The organism is Pseudomonas sp. SG20052, assembly GCF_031766055.1.
In the GTDB taxonomy this organism is placed as follows: Bacteria; Pseudomonadota; Gammaproteobacteria; order Pseudomonadales; family Pseudomonadaceae; genus Aquipseudomonas; species Aquipseudomonas mandelii.
In genome coordinates this window covers 690,779-707,296 of record NZ_CP134498.1, presented here as the reverse complement: position 1 = coordinate 707,296, position 16,518 = coordinate 690,779, and the positions used below count along the sequence as shown (strand labels likewise).

Below are 16,518 nucleotides of genomic sequence, written 5' to 3'. Positions count from 1 at the left end.
ATGCCGCCTGTTTCCCGCTCTGCCTCCCAGCCTGAATTGACCGCTCTGTTCGCCTCGGTGCAACAGCATTTCCAGGACGTGATCGTGCCGCTCTGGCAAGGCCCCGGCTGGAATGCCGACATGGCGTTGCCTTATGAAGCGCTGGACGCCGGGCATCAACCGCTGTCGCCCCAACGCTATCGAGCGATGGCCTGCGCGCGGCAGCTGTATCTGTTTTCCAGCCTGATCGGCCAGGTGCCGGCCGCCGAGGAACGCGCCGCGGCGTTGTTCCGTTCCTTGCAACAGCATTTTCACGACGCCGAGCACGGCGGCTGGTTCTACAGCATCGACCCGCAAGGTGCGCCACTGGATCAGCGCAAAGACCTCTACACCCACGCCTTTATCCTGTTCGCCTGCGCCCATTACTGGGGCAAGGTGCGCGAGCCGTTGGTGGAATCGGTCCTCAACGCGACACTGGAAGTGCTGGCGCAGCGCTTCGCCACAGGCGACGGCCTGTACGAAGCCAGCCTCGACCGCGACTGGTCCTCGCTCGACTCCGGCCCCCTGCAAAATCCCTTGATGCATCTGGCCGAAGCTTTCCTCGCGACCCTGTCGGTGCGAGAAGACATCGCCGTACAGCGCGCGCTGGTCGAGTTATGCACAGCCATGCAGAAGCGTTTTATTGACCCGCACCACAGCGTGCTGATGGAAAAACCGCTGGGCGCTGTGGATAACTGGTTTGAACCGGGGCATCAGTTCGAGTGGTATTTCCTGCTGGAGTCTTCACCACTGCTGCACGGCTCAAAACTGCATGCTTCGCTGGAGCGCGCGTTTGTACTCACCGAACAACTGGGCGTTGATCCACAAACGGGTGCGGTGACGGCGATGCTCGATCTGAATGGCTCTGCCAAGGATGCCACTCAACGCATCTGGGCCCAGGCTGAATACCTGCGCGCCCTGACCTTGCGTCCAAATAGCGAAGGCTCGGTGCAACGCCAATTGCAGGCATTGCAACAACGCTTTTTGCATGCGGGGGGGTGGTATGAATGTCGCGACGAGCAGGGCGAAGTCAGCCGCAAGGACATGCCATCGACCACGCCTTATCACTTGGCCACTTGCTATCGAGGGCTGGTCGATTATCTCGGCTGACTGACAGATAGCTATCGCGGGCAATTCGGATCGCCGCACCGCCGCTCCCACAGGTTTTTTGTCGTTCGCGAAATGACGATTCAACACAAGTCTTGTGGGAGCGCGGCTTGCCCGCGAAAGCCGTTATGCGGTCTTAACCCTTGGCATTACGCTCAATCGCAAACCCGGCCCACGTCTGGCTCACCGGCATCAACTCCAGGCTGTTGATGTTGATGTGCGCCGGGGCATTAAGCACCCAGAAAATGGTATCGGCGATGTCCTGCGGCTGGATCGGCTCGGCACCGGCGTAGGTCGCGTTGTAGCGCTCTTGGTCACCGGCGAAACGCACCAGCGAGAACTCGCTCTCGCATAGGCCCGGCTCGATATTGCTGACACGCACGCCAGTGCCTTGCAGGTCGCAACGCAGGTTCAGCGAGAACTGGCCAACGAATGCTTTGGTCCCACCATAAACATGGCTGCCCGGGTACGGATAGTTGCCGGCGACGGAGCCGAGGTTGACGATACCGGCACCGCGGCCGTGGGCGATCAGGCGTGGCAACAGCAGGCGAGTGGCGTACATCAGGCCTTTGATGTTGGTGTCGACCATGGTGTCCCAATCGTCGAGATCGCACTTCGGTGCCGGGTCAACGCCCAGCGCCAGACCGGCGTTGTTGATCAGCCCGCGCAGCTTGGCAAAGGACGGCGGCAAGTTGGCGATCGCCTCCTCCATGGCCTTGCGATCACGCACGTCGAGCACCAGGCCATGCACCTCGGTCTGCTTCGACAACTCGGCGCACAGGGCATTGAGGCGTTCTTCACGACGGCCTGTCAGCACCAGTTTCCAGCCGGCCTCGGCAAAACGACGGGCACAGGCTTCACCAAAACCAGAGGTCGCGCCGGTAATAAACAGGGTGTTGGACATCGTGTTCTCCTTGCTTCGGCTGATCGACAGCCATTGGAATAGAAAATCAGCTGGCAGCATGCCCGGCCTTGCCCACAGCGGCAACCGCCGCAAAAACTGTACAAAAAACAACCAGACCTTCCAAAGCCACAGGCACCGTGGCTTGCAGCCATGTACACGCACCTTATCCACAGGCCGGTCCACAGTTTCCGGGGGCAAGTGGAAAAGCTGCAAGCCGCTATCCACAAGGCTTTGCGGGTAGATTACAAAGTTTTTTGCTTGACCCTCGGGTACCAGCTGTGTAGCCCATGGCATTTTGCACGATGTGATGGGCAAACCGACGATGGCGCCAAGCCAGTAACTACGGCCCTCAGCCGAGTCTTTCCAGAGTTTAACCACAGACTTATCCACAGGCTGGCCCATTGCATTTCCAGCCACTTTGCCATCCAACAAAAAGGTTGACAAAGCCTGTTCCGGGTCAAGCAAAACCGCCTGATCAAAAAACAACCACATCGCTGCAAGCCACGGATTCAAAGGCTCTCAGACAGCTACTCCCACGTTATTCACAGCCAGCTCCACAGTAAACGGGGACAAGTCAAAAGCGTGACAAAACAACTATTTGCAGCGGCTTTATGTCGCGCTTTGAGAGCTTGTGAATATTGTTTTCCACAATTTCCGGAAAGCACACTTGGCCCTTGCAGGAGCGGGCCTGCTTGCGAAAGCGGTGGGCCAGTGAAACACCTGTCGATTGGCACTCCGCTTTCGCGAGCAGGCTCGCTCCCACAGGGGGATTCGTGGTGTATTCGAGGTGTAAAAAAGCCCCGGCGATTGCTCGTCGGGGCTGTGGATATTTCGGCAGCGTGTCAGTGCCCGCCGAGATAGGCGTTACGCACTTCCTCGTTGACCAGCAGCTCCTTGCCGGTGCCCGTGATGCGGATCTCGCCGTTGACCATCACGTATGCCCGGTCCGACAGCTTCAACGCGTGGTTGGCGTTCTGCTCGACCAGGAAGATGGTCATGCCGGTACTCGCCAGTTCCCGCAGGGTCGCGAAGATCTGTTTCACCACGATCGGCGCCAGTCCAAGGCTCGGCTCATCAAGCAACAGCAGCTTGGGCCGACTCATCAACGCACGAGCGATGGCGAGCATCTGTTGCTCACCGCCGGACATGGTCATGGCCCGCTGGTTACGGCGCTCCTTGAGCCGTGGAAACAACTCGAACATGCGCTGCATGTCCTCGGCAGCGTACTTGTCACCGATAGGGATGGTGCCCATCAGCAGGTTTTCCTCGACGGTCATGTCGGGGAACACCCGTCGGCCTTCAGGCGACTGTGCGATGCCGTTGGACGCGATGTAGTGCGACGACTTGTGGGTGATGTCAACGCCCTGATAAATGATCTGCCCGCTAGCCGCTCGCGGCTGGCCGAAGATCGACATCAGCAAGGTCGATTTACCGGCGCCGTTGGAGCCGATCAGGCTGACGGTTTCACCTTCTTCGATATGCAGCGAGACTTTTTTCAGAGCCTGGATCGGCCCGTAAAACACATCCAGATCCTTGAGTTCGAGGATGGGTTGACTCATAGCACCACTTCCTCTTCATCAGCGCCCAGATAGGCCGCAATCACTTTCGGGTCGTTGCGAATCGCTTCAGGTCCGCCCTCGGCGATGACGACGCCGTGGTCCAGCACCACGATGTGGTCGGAAATGCTCATTACCATGCCCATGTCGTGTTCGATCAGCACCACGGTCAGATCGTGCTCGTCGCGCAGCAAACGGATCATCGCGCTCAGCGCTTCGGTTTCCTGAGGGTTGAGGCCGGCCGCCGGTTCGTCGAGGCAGATGATCTGAGGCCGGGTGCACATGGCCCGGGCGATTTCCAGGCGGCGCTGTTGGCCGTAGGACAGTTCACCGGCCAGACGGTTGGCGCAGTCCACCAGGTCCACGACTTCCAGCCAGTAGAAGGCGTGGTCCAGCGCGTCGCTTTCGGCCTTGCGGTAGCCCTTGGTATTGAGGATGCCGGCCAACATGTTGCGGTTGACCCACATGTGCTGGGCTACCAGCAGGTTTTCAAGTACCGACATTTCCTTGAACAGGCGAATGTTCTGGAAGGTGCGCGCCAGCCCGGCACGGTTCACCAGGTGGGTGCCGCCGAACATTTTGTAGCGCATCCGGGTGATGAAGCTTTTCGGCGAAACGAAATCCGTGGCTTTGAACGATTCGCCCAACAGCTGGATGACATCGGTGCGTTCGCCGCGGGTATTGAGTTCGATCCTGCCACCGGAGGCCTTGTAGAAACCGGTCAGGCAGTTGAACACGGTGGTCTTGCCGGCGCCGTTGGGGCCGATCAGGGCAAAGATCGAGTTGCGATGCACCTTGAGGCTGACATCGCTCAACGCCTTGATGCCGCCGAAGTGCATCATCAGCTTCTCGACCGAGAGTACGACTTCGCTCATGGCGCTACTCCTTTACGTGGCGTCACACCGGTACGGCTGATCCGAATCAGGCCGCGCGGTCGCCAGATCATCATCAACACCATCAGCACGCCGAACAGCAGCACGCGATATTCCGCAAAGCCGCGCAGCAGTTCCGGGGCAACAGTCAGCACGAAGGCTGCAATCACCACGCCGATGGTCGAGCCCATACCGCCGAGGACTACGATGGCGAGGATCAGCGCCGATTCGAAAAAGGTGAACGAGGTCGGGTTGACGAAGCCTTGATAAGTGGCGAAGAACACCCCGGCCAGGCCGGCCGTCGAGGCACCGATGGTGAACGCCGATAGCTTGACCAGTACGTGGTTCAGGCCCATGGAGCGGCAGGCGATTTCGTCTTCACGCAAGGCTTCCCAAGCGCGGCCGACCGGCATCTTGACCAGACGATGCTTGATGTACAGCACGGCCAGCACCACCAGGAACAACACCGCATAGATGAAGTAATACTTCACGTCCGGGTTATAGGCGATGCCGAAGAACTCATGGAACGGGACGCCCCCCTCCTTCGCGCGCTTGCCGAACTCGAGGCCGAAGAAGGTTGGCAATGGAGCCGCCATGCCATTCGGGCCGCCGGTCAGGGACAACCAGTTGTTGAGGATCAGGCGAATGATTTCACCGAATCCCAGGGTCACGATCGCCAGGTAGTCACCGTGCAATCGCAGCACCGGGAACCCGAGGATGCAACCGGCAAGGCCCGCGGTGATGGCCGCCAGCGGCAGCACCGTCCAGAAACCCAGGCCGAGGTATTGATAACCCAGCGCCAGGCCGTAGGCACCGATGGCGTAGAAGGCCACGTAACCCAGATCGAGCAGGCCGGCCAGGCCGACCACGATGTTCAGGCCCAGGCCGAGCAATACGTAGATCAGCCCAAGAATGACCACGCCCAGCAGGTAGGAGTTGGAGAAGAACGGGAACACCACGGCAACGAGGATCACCAGCGGGATGATCCAGCGCAGGCGGGATTTGTAATCAGGCGGCAGTACATGAACCCCGGAACCAGTGCTTTCAAATCCTTCAAGGATTTTCAGACCCTTGGGCGTTTGCAGGAACAGGCTCAGGGCAAACCGGCCAGCCATGACGATGGCGACAATCCAGGCCACCCGGGTCGTTTCCAGATTGAAGCCGTAGCCGTCGAGGACCACGCCGACAATCGGGCCGAACACAATCAGGGCGACAAGGCCGGCAAGAATCGCGTCAACCAGGCTTCTTTTGAGATCAATGGTTTTTTTAGTGGTTGAAGACATCGCTTACACCTTCGACACAAGAGGACGGCCGAGCAGGCCTTGGGGCCGAAAGACCAGAACGAGAACGAGCAGCGAGAAGCTGAAAACGTCTTTGTAGTCCGAGTTGACCAAACCTGAGAACAGCGACTCGGAGATCCCGAGAATGATCCCGCCAAGCATCGCACCAGGCAGCGAGCCGATGCCGCCAAGTACCGCGGCCGTGAACGCCTTGATGCCGATGATGAAGCCGGCATAGAAGTCGAACGTGCCGTAGTTCATGGTGATCAGCACGCCGGCCAGGGCCGCCATCGCTGCACCGATGATGAACACGTAGGAAATCACGCGGTCGGTGTTGATCCCCAGGATCGAGGCCATCTTGCGGTCTTGCTGGGTGGCGCGGCACATGCGGCCGAGCTTGGTGTACTTGATGATGTAGGTCAGCAGGGCCATGCCGGCGAATGCGGCAATCAGGATAAACACCTTGGTGTAGGTCAACTGCACGAAGCCGGTGCCGATTTCGACGCGCCAGGCCCCCGTCAACAAGGTCGGAACGCCCTGTTGCTTGGCACCTTGGGCGATCTGGGCATAGTTTTGCAGAATCAGCGAAATCCCGATGGCGCTGATCAGCGGTGCCAGTCGGGTGGAGTTGCGCAGGGGCTTGTAGGCGACGCGCTCGATGACCCAGCCATACACCGCCGTGACCACGATGGTGAAGATCAAGGTGCCGAGCATCAACAGCGGGAAGGATTCAATACCGAAGTACGCCAGCAGAGCCAGACTGATTGCCGCGAGGTAAGCGGAAATCATGTAAACCTCGCCGTGGGCGAAGTTGATCATGCCAATGATGCCATAGACCATTGTGTAGCCGATGGCGATCAGGCCATAGACCGACCCGAGGGTCAGGCCGTTGACCAGTTGCTGCAGGAAAATACCATCCATAACGCAATCTCACGCATTTGAGAGACTGCACAGAAGCCGGGTGCAACGGACCGGGGTTCAGCCGCCGGGGCAACACGGTTGTGTGCAGCTCTACGAGAAAAGACAGGTACTGCACGGACATGTTCATAGACTGCCCGGTGCAACAGGCACCGGGCAGATCAGGTCATATCACTTCTGTTTTTCCAGCTGGTGGTATTTGCCGTCCTTGTCCCACTCGTAAACGACGTAGTCGGAGACTTTCAGGTCGCCCTTGGCGTCCCAGGTCTTCTCGCCCATCACTGTTTTGACCGGGTTTTTCTTCAGCCACTCGGCGGCTTTCTCGCCACTGTTGGACTTGGCGCCGTTGAAAGCTGCGGCCAGGGTCTGGACCGAAGCGTAGGCGTACAGGGTGTAGCCTTCAGGCTCGGTGCCTTTCTTGCGGAACTCGTCCACCACGGTTTTGCTGTCTGGCAGCAGGCGTGGGTCGGCGCCGAAGGTCATCAGTACGCCGTCAACGAATTGCGGACCGCCAGCAGTGGTAACCAGTTCGTCGGTCACGATGCCGTCATCGGACATGAACTTGACGTCTTTGAGGCCTTGCTCACGCAGTTGACGGACCAGAGGACCGGCTTCCGGGTGCAGACCGCCGAAGTAGACGACATCGGCGCCAGCGCCGCGGATCTTGGTGACGATGGTGCTGAAGTCTTTCTCGCCACGGGTCAGGCCTTCATACAGCACAGGCTTCACGCCGCGTTTTTCCAGTTGGGCCTTGGTAGCGTCCGCCAGGCCTTGGCCGTAGGTGTCCTTGTCGTGCAGGACAACGACTTTCTTGCCCTTGAGCACGTCGACGATGTAGTCACCGGCCACGATGCCTTGCTGATCGTCACGCCCGCACATACGGAACATGGCACTCAGGCCGCGTTCGGTAACCGCTGGGTTGGTGGAACCCGGAGTGATTGCAATGATGCCCGCTTCGTCGTAGATCTCGGAGGCCGGGATGGTCGACGAGGAGCAGAAGTGACCGACTACGCCGGCGACTTTCTGGTTGGTCAGGTCCTTGGCGACCGTCACAGCCTGTTTCGGTTCGCAGGCGTCATCGCCCTTCACCAGTACGATTTTTTCCCCGTTAACGCCGCCCGCCGCGTTGACCGCGTCGGCTGCAGCCTGTGCACCCTTCATGTACTGCTCGCCAAATGCCGCGTTGGCGCCTGTCATCGGACCCGCCACACCGATTTTCACATCAGCCTGTGCAAACGCAGAAACACCCAACGCAGTTGCCACTGCGAGGGCCAGAAAGCCTTTCTTGTAAAACGTCTGGGACATGAGGTGGTGCTCCAAGGTTTTTTTTAGTTGGCACTGCGACTTCTCTGAATGCTCAGAGCAAGGGCCGTGCCATCGGTTTTTTATTCTGAAAAAAGTCGCTGCTTTATTGTTATTTCGACTGTTTCGATCCCATTTTCATTGGGCGTGCAACCGTCTAAACCGCAGAAGGTGAAACCATTTATTTTTAAAGGCGCAACCCGCGCGCGCCATCATTGCAACCGCGGCGCCAAACGACGTGCAACCAGCCTGTAACAACGTGCGTCACCGAAGTGCACACTGCTGGTGCGGAACTGCTACAACCCGCACCTTTTACAGGCTAGTCGCTGCGCGAAAAAGCGCCGCTCCCAGCAACAAATTTCAACAATCAAATAACGATCCGCAAGCACTGGCCTGCGTGATACAGCGAGAAACCGGCCTCGTACAAACAACTGCGCAAACCCACCCCGGCCAATGGCTGCATGGGGGCAAAGGGAATGGGTAGCGCCTCAGGATTTCCGTTACACAGATAATCGGCAAAGGCTTTGCCGACCACCGTCCCCGTTGTCACGCCCCGGCCGTTGTAACCGGTGACTGCCACTAAACCGGGCGCCGGCTCGAACAAACGCATCAAATGGTCCGGGGTAAACGCGATGCAACCGGTCCAGGTGCATTCCCATTCCACGGGTTTGAGGTAGGGAAAATAGTGCTGCTGCACCCGATCGGCCCAGGCCTTGAGGAACCAGGCCGGTTTCTGATTGCCGTTACCGAGGCTGCCCAGCAACAGACGGCCGTCTTTGTCGCGACGAATACTGCTCAGTACCTGGCGCGTGTCCCAGGAACCCTGGCCGCCGGGCAGAATTTGCTGCGCGGCGTCTTCGGTCAGCGGGACCGACGCCACTTGATAGTAATAACCGGGGAAGAAATTGCGCCGCAACTCCGTCCAGTCACCTTCGGTATAAGCGTTGGAGGCGATGACCACTTGCTCGGCGAGCACTGATCCCTGAGCGGTTTGCACCGACCAGCGTTCGCCCTGACGTTCGAGTCGGGTCACCGGAGAATGATCGAACAGTTGGCCCCCGAGGCTGATGGCCGCTTTGGCCAGCCCCGTGGTGTAAGCCATCGGATTGATCGTGCCGGCACGCTTGTCGAGCAGCGCGGCAGCAATCTTTTTGGTACCCGTCGCTTGTTCGCAGGATTGCCCGGTCAGCAGTTCGACCGGTGCTCCGCGACGTTTCCATTGTTCTTCGCGACTGCGCAGATCGGCTTCGCCACGGGCGTTGTGCGCCATGTGCAGCGTGCCTTCGCGGCGTAACTGGCAATCGATGTTGTATTTGTCGACCAGGCTGAACACCAGCGATGGCGCTGCACCCAGCATGCGATTGAGCTGACTGCCCACCGCTTCGCCGAACCCGGCTTCGATCTCGTCCGGTGGAATCCACATCCCGGCGTTGACCAGACCGACGTTGCGCCCCGAACCGCCGTGACCGGCGCGATGGGCTTCGAGCACGCAGACCTTTTTACCTTTTTCAAGTAGATGCACCGCCGCCGACAGGCCGGTGAAACCGGCGCCAATGACGCAGACATCGACGGTAACTTCGCCCTTGAGCGCGGCATTGTCGGGCCTTTGCGGCGTCAGTTTTTCCCACAGACACTCTTCGCGTAACGGCATTGCCAGACTCCAACAGAAACCTAACCAACACACAGTTCAAAATGTAGGAGTGAGCCTGCTCGCGATAGCGATTTAACATTCAACATCTATGTTGACTGATAGACCGCAATCGCGAGCAGGCTCACTCCTACAGGGGATCACTGTTCGACTCGAGAATCAGTCGAACGTGATGCCCTGAGCCAACGGCAACTCCAGCGAGTAGTTCACGGTGTTGGTCTGGCGGCGCATGTAGCCGCGCCATGCATCGGAGCCCGACTCACGCCCACCACCGGTTTCTTTCTCGCCACCGAACGCGCCGCCAATTTCCGCACCGCTCGGGCCGATGTTGACGTTGGCGATGCCGCAGTCGCTGCCCACCGCCGACATGAACTGTTCGGCTTCACGCACGTCGGTGGTGAAGATGCACGAGGACAGGCCTTGTGGCACCGAGTTGTTCAGACGCAGCGCTTCGTCGAAGTCCTTGTAACCGACCACGTACAAGATCGGTGCGAAGGTTTCATTGCAGACCACATCGCTCTGCTCCGGCATTTCAACAATGGCCGGCGAGACGTAATAAGCGTTCGGGTATTTGTCTTCCAGCTGGCGTTCGCCGCCAAACACCCGGCCGCCTTCGCTCAGGGCTTGTTCCAGCGCGTCCTGCATGTTTTCGAAACTGTTTTTGTCGATCAGCGGACCGATCAGGTTGCCCTCGAGCGGATTGCCGATGCGGACCTTGGAGTAGGCAGCCTTGAGGCGAGTGACGATTTCTTCCTTCACCGACTCATGGGCAATCAGGCGACGCAACGTGGTGCAACGCTGACCGGCGGTGCCGACGGCGCTGAACAGGATGGCGCGGACGGCCATGTCCAGGTCGGCGCTTGGAGCGAGGATCATGGCGTTGTTGCCGCCCAGTTCCAGAATGCTGCGGGCGAAACGTGCGGCGATTTTTGGCGCCACTTCACGGCCCATGCGGGTGCTGCCGGTGGCGCTGATCAGCGCGACACGCGGGTCATCGACCAGCGCTTCGCCGGCATCGCGGCCGCCGATGATCACTTGGCTGAGGTGTGGAGGTGCGTCGCTGAAGTTCTTCAGTACGCGGTCAAACAGCGCCTGGCAGGCCAGTGCGGTCAGTGGGGTTTTCTCGGACGGTTTCCAGATCACCGGGTTGCCGCAGACCAGCGCCAGCGTGGTGTTCCAGGCCCAGACCGCAACCGGGAAGTTGAAGGCGCTGATGACGCCGACGACGCCCAGCGGGTGCCAGGTTTCGCGCATGTGGTGGCCAGGACGCTCGGACGCGATGGTCAAGCCGTACAGCTGACGGGACAGGCCGACGGCGAAATCGCAGATGTCGATCATTTCCTGAACTTCACCCAGGCCTTCCTGCGTGATCTTGCCGGCTTCCCAGGAAACCAGCTCGCCGAGGTCAGCCTTGTATTCGCGCAGGATGTCGCCCAGTTGACGCACCAGTTCGCCACGGCGCGGGGCCGGGACCTTGCGCCACAATTCGAACGCATGATCTGCACGACTGATGTGCTGCTCGACTTCAGCGGCGCCTTCCCAGTTCACGGCAGCGATCCGGCTGCCATCGATCGGCGAATGCACCGGCACTTTGCCGTTCTGGTACAGGGCCGGGTTCACACCAAGACGATCAAGCAATGCGGCAACCATGGGTCACTCCTCGAGCAAAAAACAGAAAACGTACAGCCGGACATTCACGGCTGATCAGACCTGTAGTTTTAGCTCCCCGGAGGTTACCCAACAAACGACCTTTAAGAGAGATATCATTCCGTTTATTCATGCTTTGAATTGCTGGCAGTAAAAGAAACAAGAAAAAGGACCGTCCATGCTGAATAAACGCTATTTGCCGTCGATCACCGCACTGCAGTGTTTCGAGGCCGTGACCCGGCATTTGAGCTTCACCCGGGCCGCCGAAGAGCTGAACCTTACCCAGAGCGCCGTCAGCAAACAGGTCGCGCAACTCGAAGAGTTGTTGCAGCACTTGCTGTTCCGCCGGGTGCGCCGACGCCTGCAAATGACCCCGGCCGGTGATTTGTACCTGGTGGAAGTACGAAAAATCCTCACCCAGGTCGAGATGTCGACCCATTACCTGCGTTCCTACGGCGGCGAAACCGAAGTCTTGCGGGTTTCGACGCCGCCGACCTTCGGTGCGCGCTGGCTGGTGCCACGCCTGAAAGGCTGGCGCCTGCGTCATCCGTCAATCCATCTGGACCTGTGCAGCGAGCAGGAAGCCGACGATTTGCTGCAAGGTCGCAGCGACCTGGCGTTCTACTTCGGCCAAGGCTCGCGGCCCGGCACCGAATGCCTGAAGCTGTTTGGCGAGGAGCTGGTGCCGGTCTGCGCGCCGGGCAGCCTGCCGGACACGCCGTTCACCGACCCTACGCAGCTCGCCGACCTCGTCCTGCTGCAAAACGCCTCGCGGCCCCAGGCCTGGCACGACTGGTTCGACAGCCAGGGCTACCACACCGAACACAGCTACCACGGCCCGCGCTTCGAAACGTTTTATATGTGCATCCGCGCCGCTCAGGTCGGCTGCGGCGTGGCGCTGTTGCCAAGGTTTTTGGTGGAAGAAGAGTTGGCGGACGGCAAACTGGTTATCCCCTGGAAACACGCGATGCCAAGCACGGATGCCTATTACCTGGCGTATCCCGAGCATTCGGCGGAAGTGCCCAAGGTGCGCGATTTTGTGAAGTGGATGCTGGAGCAGATCGACAGCCCGGATGCGCCGTAGATTTGAAGCCCCGGCTAATTCTTGTGGCGAGGGAGCTTGCTCCCGTTGGGCTGCGCAGCAGTCCTGTATTGGGGGCGCTTCGCACCCCAGCGGGAGCAAGCTCCCTCGCCACAAGGATATGCACTGTCTAAAAAATCGCTGGCAATAACTGCCTCTGATATGCGCCACTAGCCCCATTCATAGAAACAGCTGAAACGTCGCGACCACAGGCCGCGGCCCGCCTGGAGAACCCCGTTATGAGCGAGAGCGTGTTTGGCGATCGCATTGTGCAGAACCTGCTCGACACCGATTTCTACAAACTGACGATGATGCAGGCGGTGCTGCACAACTACCCGAACGTGGAAGTCGAATGGGAGTTTCGTTGCCGTAACAGTGAGGATCTGCGCCCGTATCTGGCAGAAATCCGCTTCCAGATCGAACGCCTGGCCGAGTTGAGCCTGAGCGCCGACCAGTTGAGCTTCATGGAACGCATCAGCTTCATGAAGCCGGATTTCCTGCGCTTTCTCGGGCTGTTCCGCTTCAACCTGCGTTACGTCCACACGGGTATCGAAAACGGCGAGCTGTTCATCCGCCTGCGCGGGCCGTGGTTGCATGTGATTCTGTTTGAAGTACCGCTGCTTTCCATCGTCAGCGAAGTGCGCAACCGCTATCGCTACCGCGAAATTGTTCTGGAACAGGCTCGCGAGCAGCTCTACCGCAAGTTCGACTGGTTGACCGCCAACGCCAGCAGCGACGAATTGTCCGAACTGCAGGTAGCCGATTTCGGCACACGCCGTCGTTTCTCCTTCCGCGTGCAGGAAGAAGTGGTGAACGTGCTCAAGCACGATTTCCCCGGGCGTTTCGTCGGCACCAGCAACGTGCATCTGTCACGGGAACTGGACATGAAACCTTTGGGCACCATGGCCCACGAATGGATCATGGCGCACCAGCAACTCGGTCCCCGACTGATCGACAGCCAGATTGCCGCCCTCGATTGCTGGGTGCGCGAGTATCGGGGTCTGCTGGGGATTGCCCTGACCGACTGCATCACCATGGATGCCTTTCTCAACGACTTCGACCTGTTCTTTGCCAAGCTCTTCGACGGCCTGCGCCATGACTCCGGCGATCCGGTGATCTGGGCAGAAAAGGCGATCGCCCACTATCAAAAGCTGGGCATCGACCCGATGAGCAAGACCCTGACGTTCTCCGACAGCCTGACGCTGCCAAAATCCCTGGAAATATTTCGGGCGTTGCGCGGTCGGATTAATGTCAGCTTCGGGATCGGCACCAACCTGACGTGCGATATTCCGGGTGTCGAACCGATGAGCATCGTGCTTAAAATGGCGGCCTGCAACGGCCAGCCCGTGGCAAAGATTTCCGATGAGCCTGGCAAGACTCACTGCAAAGACCCGAATTTCGTCGCCTATTTGCGACACGTTTTCAAAGTACCTGCCGCCCTTTCCAGCACATCTGGCACCACTAGCAAGGAGTGAATTCATGCAAGCCGTACAGCGTGAGATTGCTGAGCAGCTCAAGGTTCAGCCGCCATTCGCCGACCACGCCGCCCTCGAGGCCGAAGTCGCCCGGCGGGTCAGCTTCATCCAGGATTGCCTGGTCAATTCCGGGCTCAAGACCCTGGTGCTCGGCATCAGCGGCGGCGTCGACTCGCTGACCGCCGGCCTGCTGGCCCAACGCGCCATGCGTGAGTTGCGCGAGCAAACCAGCGACAAAAGCTACAAGTTCATCGCCGTGCGCCTGCCTTATGAAACCCAGTTCGATGAACACGATGCCCAGGCCTCGGTGGATTTCATCGCCCCGGACGAACGTCACACCGTGAACATCGGCCCGGCGGTGAAAGCCCTGGCCAATGAAGTGGCGGCCTTCGAGGGCAAGCACGCGGTCTCGGTGGATTTCGTGCTCGGCAACACCAAGGCGCGGATGCGCATGGTCGCCCAGTACACCATCGCCGGCGCGGCGCACGGGCTGGTCATCGGTACCGACCACGCGGCGGAAGCGGTGATGGGTTTCTTCACCAAGTTCGGTGATGGCGCCTGCGACCTCGCCCCGTTGAGTGGCCTGGTGAAAAACCAGGTTCGAGACATCGCCCGCAGTTTCGGCGCGCCGGAATCGCTGGTGGAAAAAATCCCGACCGCCGACCTTGAAGACCTGTCGCCGGGCAAACCCGACGAGGCGTCCCACGGCGTGACCTATGCCGAAATCGACGCGTTCCTGCACGGCCAGCCGGTGCGTGAGGAAGCATTCAGGATTATTTGCGATACGTATAAAAAGACCCATCACAAGCGCGTGATGCCGTTCGCGCCTTGAAGCTGCGGCGTCTGTACTGACGCCATCGCGAGCAGGCTCGCTCCCACAAGGACAACACTGTACCTGTGGGGCGAGCCGGCTCCGGGCGGCGTTCCGACGATGATTGATGACCCGGCCTTTCGTCAGGCACAAAAAAAGCGTCCCAATCGGGACGCTTTTTTTATGTACTCGAATCGATTACTTCAGGGTAACCGTACCTTTCATCATCGAGATGTGGCCCGGGAACGAGCAGAAGAAGCCGTACTTCTCGTTAGCATCAAGCTTCGACACGTCGAAGGTCACCGAGTCGGTTTCCTTGGCACCAATGATTTTGGTGTGGGCGATGACGCGTGCATCACCTTCCGGCAGGTAGTTCTTGTCGATGCCTGCGGCCAAGCCAGCGGTGGCGATCGGCTGCATGTCGGCCTCTTTGCTCAGCACCCAGTTATGGCCCATGACATTTTTCGGCAGGCTGCCGGAGTGGGTCAGTTCTACGGTAAACGTCTTGCAGCTTTTGTCGATTTCGATGGCCTTGGTGTTGAAGGTCATTTGATCGGTGGAGTCGACAGTGGCCTTGCATTCAGCAGCCATCAGTTGGCTGCTGGCCAGTGTCAGCAGGGATACCGCAACAAGTTTGGCAAACATGGTGAATCTCCAAGGCAGGGGTTAACAAAAGTGCGAATGGACAGAAGACTGCCTGAAAACTGCGCAAGTTCCTATGACCTGAATCAAAAATTGTATACAACTTTCGGGCTATGACACCTATCGAAACAATCTACCAGCCAGACGTCTGGCCCGGCCCTATCATCAGGCCGTCATCCCTGATCTGGAGCGCCTGTCATGTCCTTTAACAGCCTGTTGCGCAGTTTGCTCGCCGCTTATGCCTGTGGCGCCAGCGGCACCTACGAAACACCTGAACGCGAAGTTTAGACCTTGGAGCGCCGCCCGCCTGCCTTTACTCTATGGCCATCCTGACCGTGGAGTAAGGCATGTCTTTAGCGTCCGTTTGTGTATTTTGCGGTGCCAGCACCGGCACCAGTCCGGCTTATCGTGAAGCGGCTGTCGCCCTCGGGCGAGCACTGGCCGAGCGCAAGCTGACCCTGGTCTATGGCGGCGGCGCCGTCGGGCTGATGGGCATCGTCGCCGATGCGGCACTGGCGGCCGGCGGCGAAGTGATCGGAATCATTCCGCAAAGCCTCAAAGACAAGGAAATCGGCCACAGCGGCCTGACTCGTCTGGAAGTGGTCGACGGCATGCATGCGCGCAAGGCGCGAATGGCCGAGCTCAGCGATGCCTTCATCGCGCTGCCCGGAGGCCTGGGCACCCTGGAAGAATTGTTCGAAGTCTGGACCTGGGGCCAGCTCGGCTACCATGGCAAACCGCTCGGGTTGCTGGAAGTGAACGGTTTCTATAGCAAATTGACCGGTTTTCTTGATCATATCGTCGGCGAAGGCTTCGTTCGCGAAGCGCACCGTGACATGCTGCAAGTGAGCGAATCGCCGCAAACCCTGATCGATGCGCTGGACGCTTGGCAGCCGACAGTGGTGCCCAAATGGACAGAGCAAAAACCCAGCTAACGGCTCGGTCCCGATACAGGGCAGAATATGCGCCGCTCAACCTCACCTTCGACCCCAGAGGATCGCCCATGGCTAAACCTAATTATTCCTTCGCCAAACGTCAGAGAGACTTGGCCAAGGAGCAGAAGAAAGAGGAAAAGCTTCAGCGCAAGAAAGCTACAGCTGAAGAAGAAGCAGCAGCACTGAACCCGGATGCCGAAGGCGAAGTGGCTACAGACGAAACTGAAGCACCGAAAGATCAGGCGCCCGACGCCTGAGACCCTCAGGGCCCGATGATCTGATCAGGCCCACCGGATCTGTGTCCAGGGTCAGCAGTTCCTTG

The 16,518-nt window shown here is 59.1% G+C and carries 15 protein-coding genes; 6 read left to right on the top strand and 9 right to left on the bottom strand.

Annotated elements, in window-relative coordinates; translation table 11 throughout:
- On the top strand, positions 1-1,128 hold the full coding sequence (locus tag RHP74_RS03170) for an AGE family epimerase/isomerase (RefSeq protein WP_154912018.1): 1,128 nt from the start codon (positions 1-3) through the stop codon (positions 1,126-1,128).
- A gap of 133 nt (positions 1,129-1,261) precedes the next feature.
- Here RHP74_RS03170 and RHP74_RS03165 read toward each other — a convergent pair whose 3' ends face one another.
- The 8 genes from RHP74_RS03165 to RHP74_RS03130 form a co-directional block, all read right to left on the bottom strand.
- Positions 1,262-2,029, bottom strand: coding sequence for an SDR family oxidoreductase (locus RHP74_RS03165; RefSeq protein ID WP_010464142.1), 768 nt, complete (start codon positions 2,027-2,029; stop codon positions 1,262-1,264).
- An 842-nt stretch (positions 2,030-2,871) separates the two neighbouring features.
- Positions 2,872-3,588: an ABC transporter ATP-binding protein gene (locus RHP74_RS03160; RefSeq protein WP_083375170.1), complete on the bottom strand. Its 717-nt coding sequence runs from the start codon at positions 3,586-3,588 to the stop codon at positions 2,872-2,874.
- Positions 3,585-4,460, bottom strand: a complete 876-nt coding sequence (locus RHP74_RS03155) for an ABC transporter ATP-binding protein (protein WP_010464147.1) — start codon at positions 4,458-4,460, stop codon at positions 3,585-3,587. The genes RHP74_RS03160 and RHP74_RS03155 overlap by 4 nt, the downstream gene beginning before the upstream one ends.
- Complete coding sequence (gene livM, locus RHP74_RS03150; RefSeq protein ID WP_010464149.1) at positions 4,457-5,740, bottom strand: high-affinity branched-chain amino acid ABC transporter permease LivM; 1,284 nt, start codon at positions 5,738-5,740, stop codon at positions 4,457-4,459. Before livM ends, RHP74_RS03155 begins: the two co-directional genes overlap by 4 nt.
- Before the next feature lie 3 nt (positions 5,741-5,743).
- A complete protein-coding gene (locus RHP74_RS03145; protein ID WP_010464150.1) occupies positions 5,744-6,658 on the bottom strand; it encodes an ABC transporter permease subunit in 915 nt (304 codons plus the stop codon).
- Between the two features lie 168 nt (positions 6,659-6,826).
- Complete coding sequence (locus tag RHP74_RS03140; protein WP_010464151.1) at positions 6,827-7,960, bottom strand: ABC transporter substrate-binding protein; 1,134 nt, start codon at positions 7,958-7,960, stop codon at positions 6,827-6,829.
- 364 nt (positions 7,961-8,324) lie between these two features.
- Positions 8,325-9,608, bottom strand: coding sequence for an FAD-binding oxidoreductase (locus RHP74_RS03135; protein ID WP_311097762.1), 1,284 nt, complete (start codon positions 9,606-9,608; stop codon positions 8,325-8,327).
- Positions 9,609-9,764: 156 nt separating this feature from the next.
- Complete coding sequence (locus RHP74_RS03130; protein WP_010464154.1) at positions 9,765-11,255, bottom strand: aldehyde dehydrogenase family protein; 1,491 nt, start codon at positions 11,253-11,255, stop codon at positions 9,765-9,767.
- A 175-nt stretch (positions 11,256-11,430) separates the two neighbouring features.
- Between RHP74_RS03130 and RHP74_RS03125 the strand changes: the two genes are divergently transcribed.
- The 3 genes from RHP74_RS03125 (at position 11,431) to nadE (ending at position 14,640) form a co-directional block, all read left to right on the top strand.
- The gene (locus tag RHP74_RS03125; RefSeq protein WP_083375171.1) at positions 11,431-12,336 is read left to right on the top strand and encodes a LysR family transcriptional regulator; all 906 of its coding nucleotides are present in this window, start codon (positions 11,431-11,433) and stop codon (positions 12,334-12,336) included.
- A 236-nt stretch (positions 12,337-12,572) separates the two neighbouring features.
- Positions 12,573-13,808, top strand: coding sequence for a nicotinate phosphoribosyltransferase (pncB, locus tag RHP74_RS03120; RefSeq protein WP_010464157.1), 1,236 nt, complete (start codon positions 12,573-12,575; stop codon positions 13,806-13,808).
- A 4-nt stretch (positions 13,809-13,812) separates the two neighbouring features.
- A complete protein-coding gene (gene nadE / locus RHP74_RS03115) occupies positions 13,813-14,640 on the top strand; it encodes an ammonia-dependent NAD(+) synthetase (RefSeq protein WP_010464159.1) in 828 nt (275 codons plus the stop codon).
- A 177-nt stretch (positions 14,641-14,817) separates the two neighbouring features.
- On the opposite strand, the gene azu is transcribed toward nadE, so the two are convergent.
- Positions 14,818-15,264 (bottom strand): azurin, encoded by a 447-nt coding sequence (gene azu, locus RHP74_RS03110; RefSeq protein WP_311097757.1) that lies wholly within the window; start codon positions 15,262-15,264, stop codon positions 14,818-14,820.
- Positions 15,265-15,608: 344 nt separating this feature from the next.
- Here azu and RHP74_RS03105 point away from each other — a divergent pair, with 344 nt between their 5' ends.
- Positions 15,609-16,196, top strand: a complete 588-nt coding sequence (locus RHP74_RS03105; protein ID WP_010464168.1) for a TIGR00730 family Rossman fold protein — start codon at positions 15,609-15,611, stop codon at positions 16,194-16,196.
- A gap of 68 nt (positions 16,197-16,264) precedes the next feature.
- Positions 16,265-16,453, top strand: a complete 189-nt coding sequence (locus tag RHP74_RS03100; protein ID WP_007947526.1) for a hypothetical protein — start codon at positions 16,265-16,267, stop codon at positions 16,451-16,453.
- The last annotated feature ends 65 nt before the right edge of the window (positions 16,454-16,518 follow it).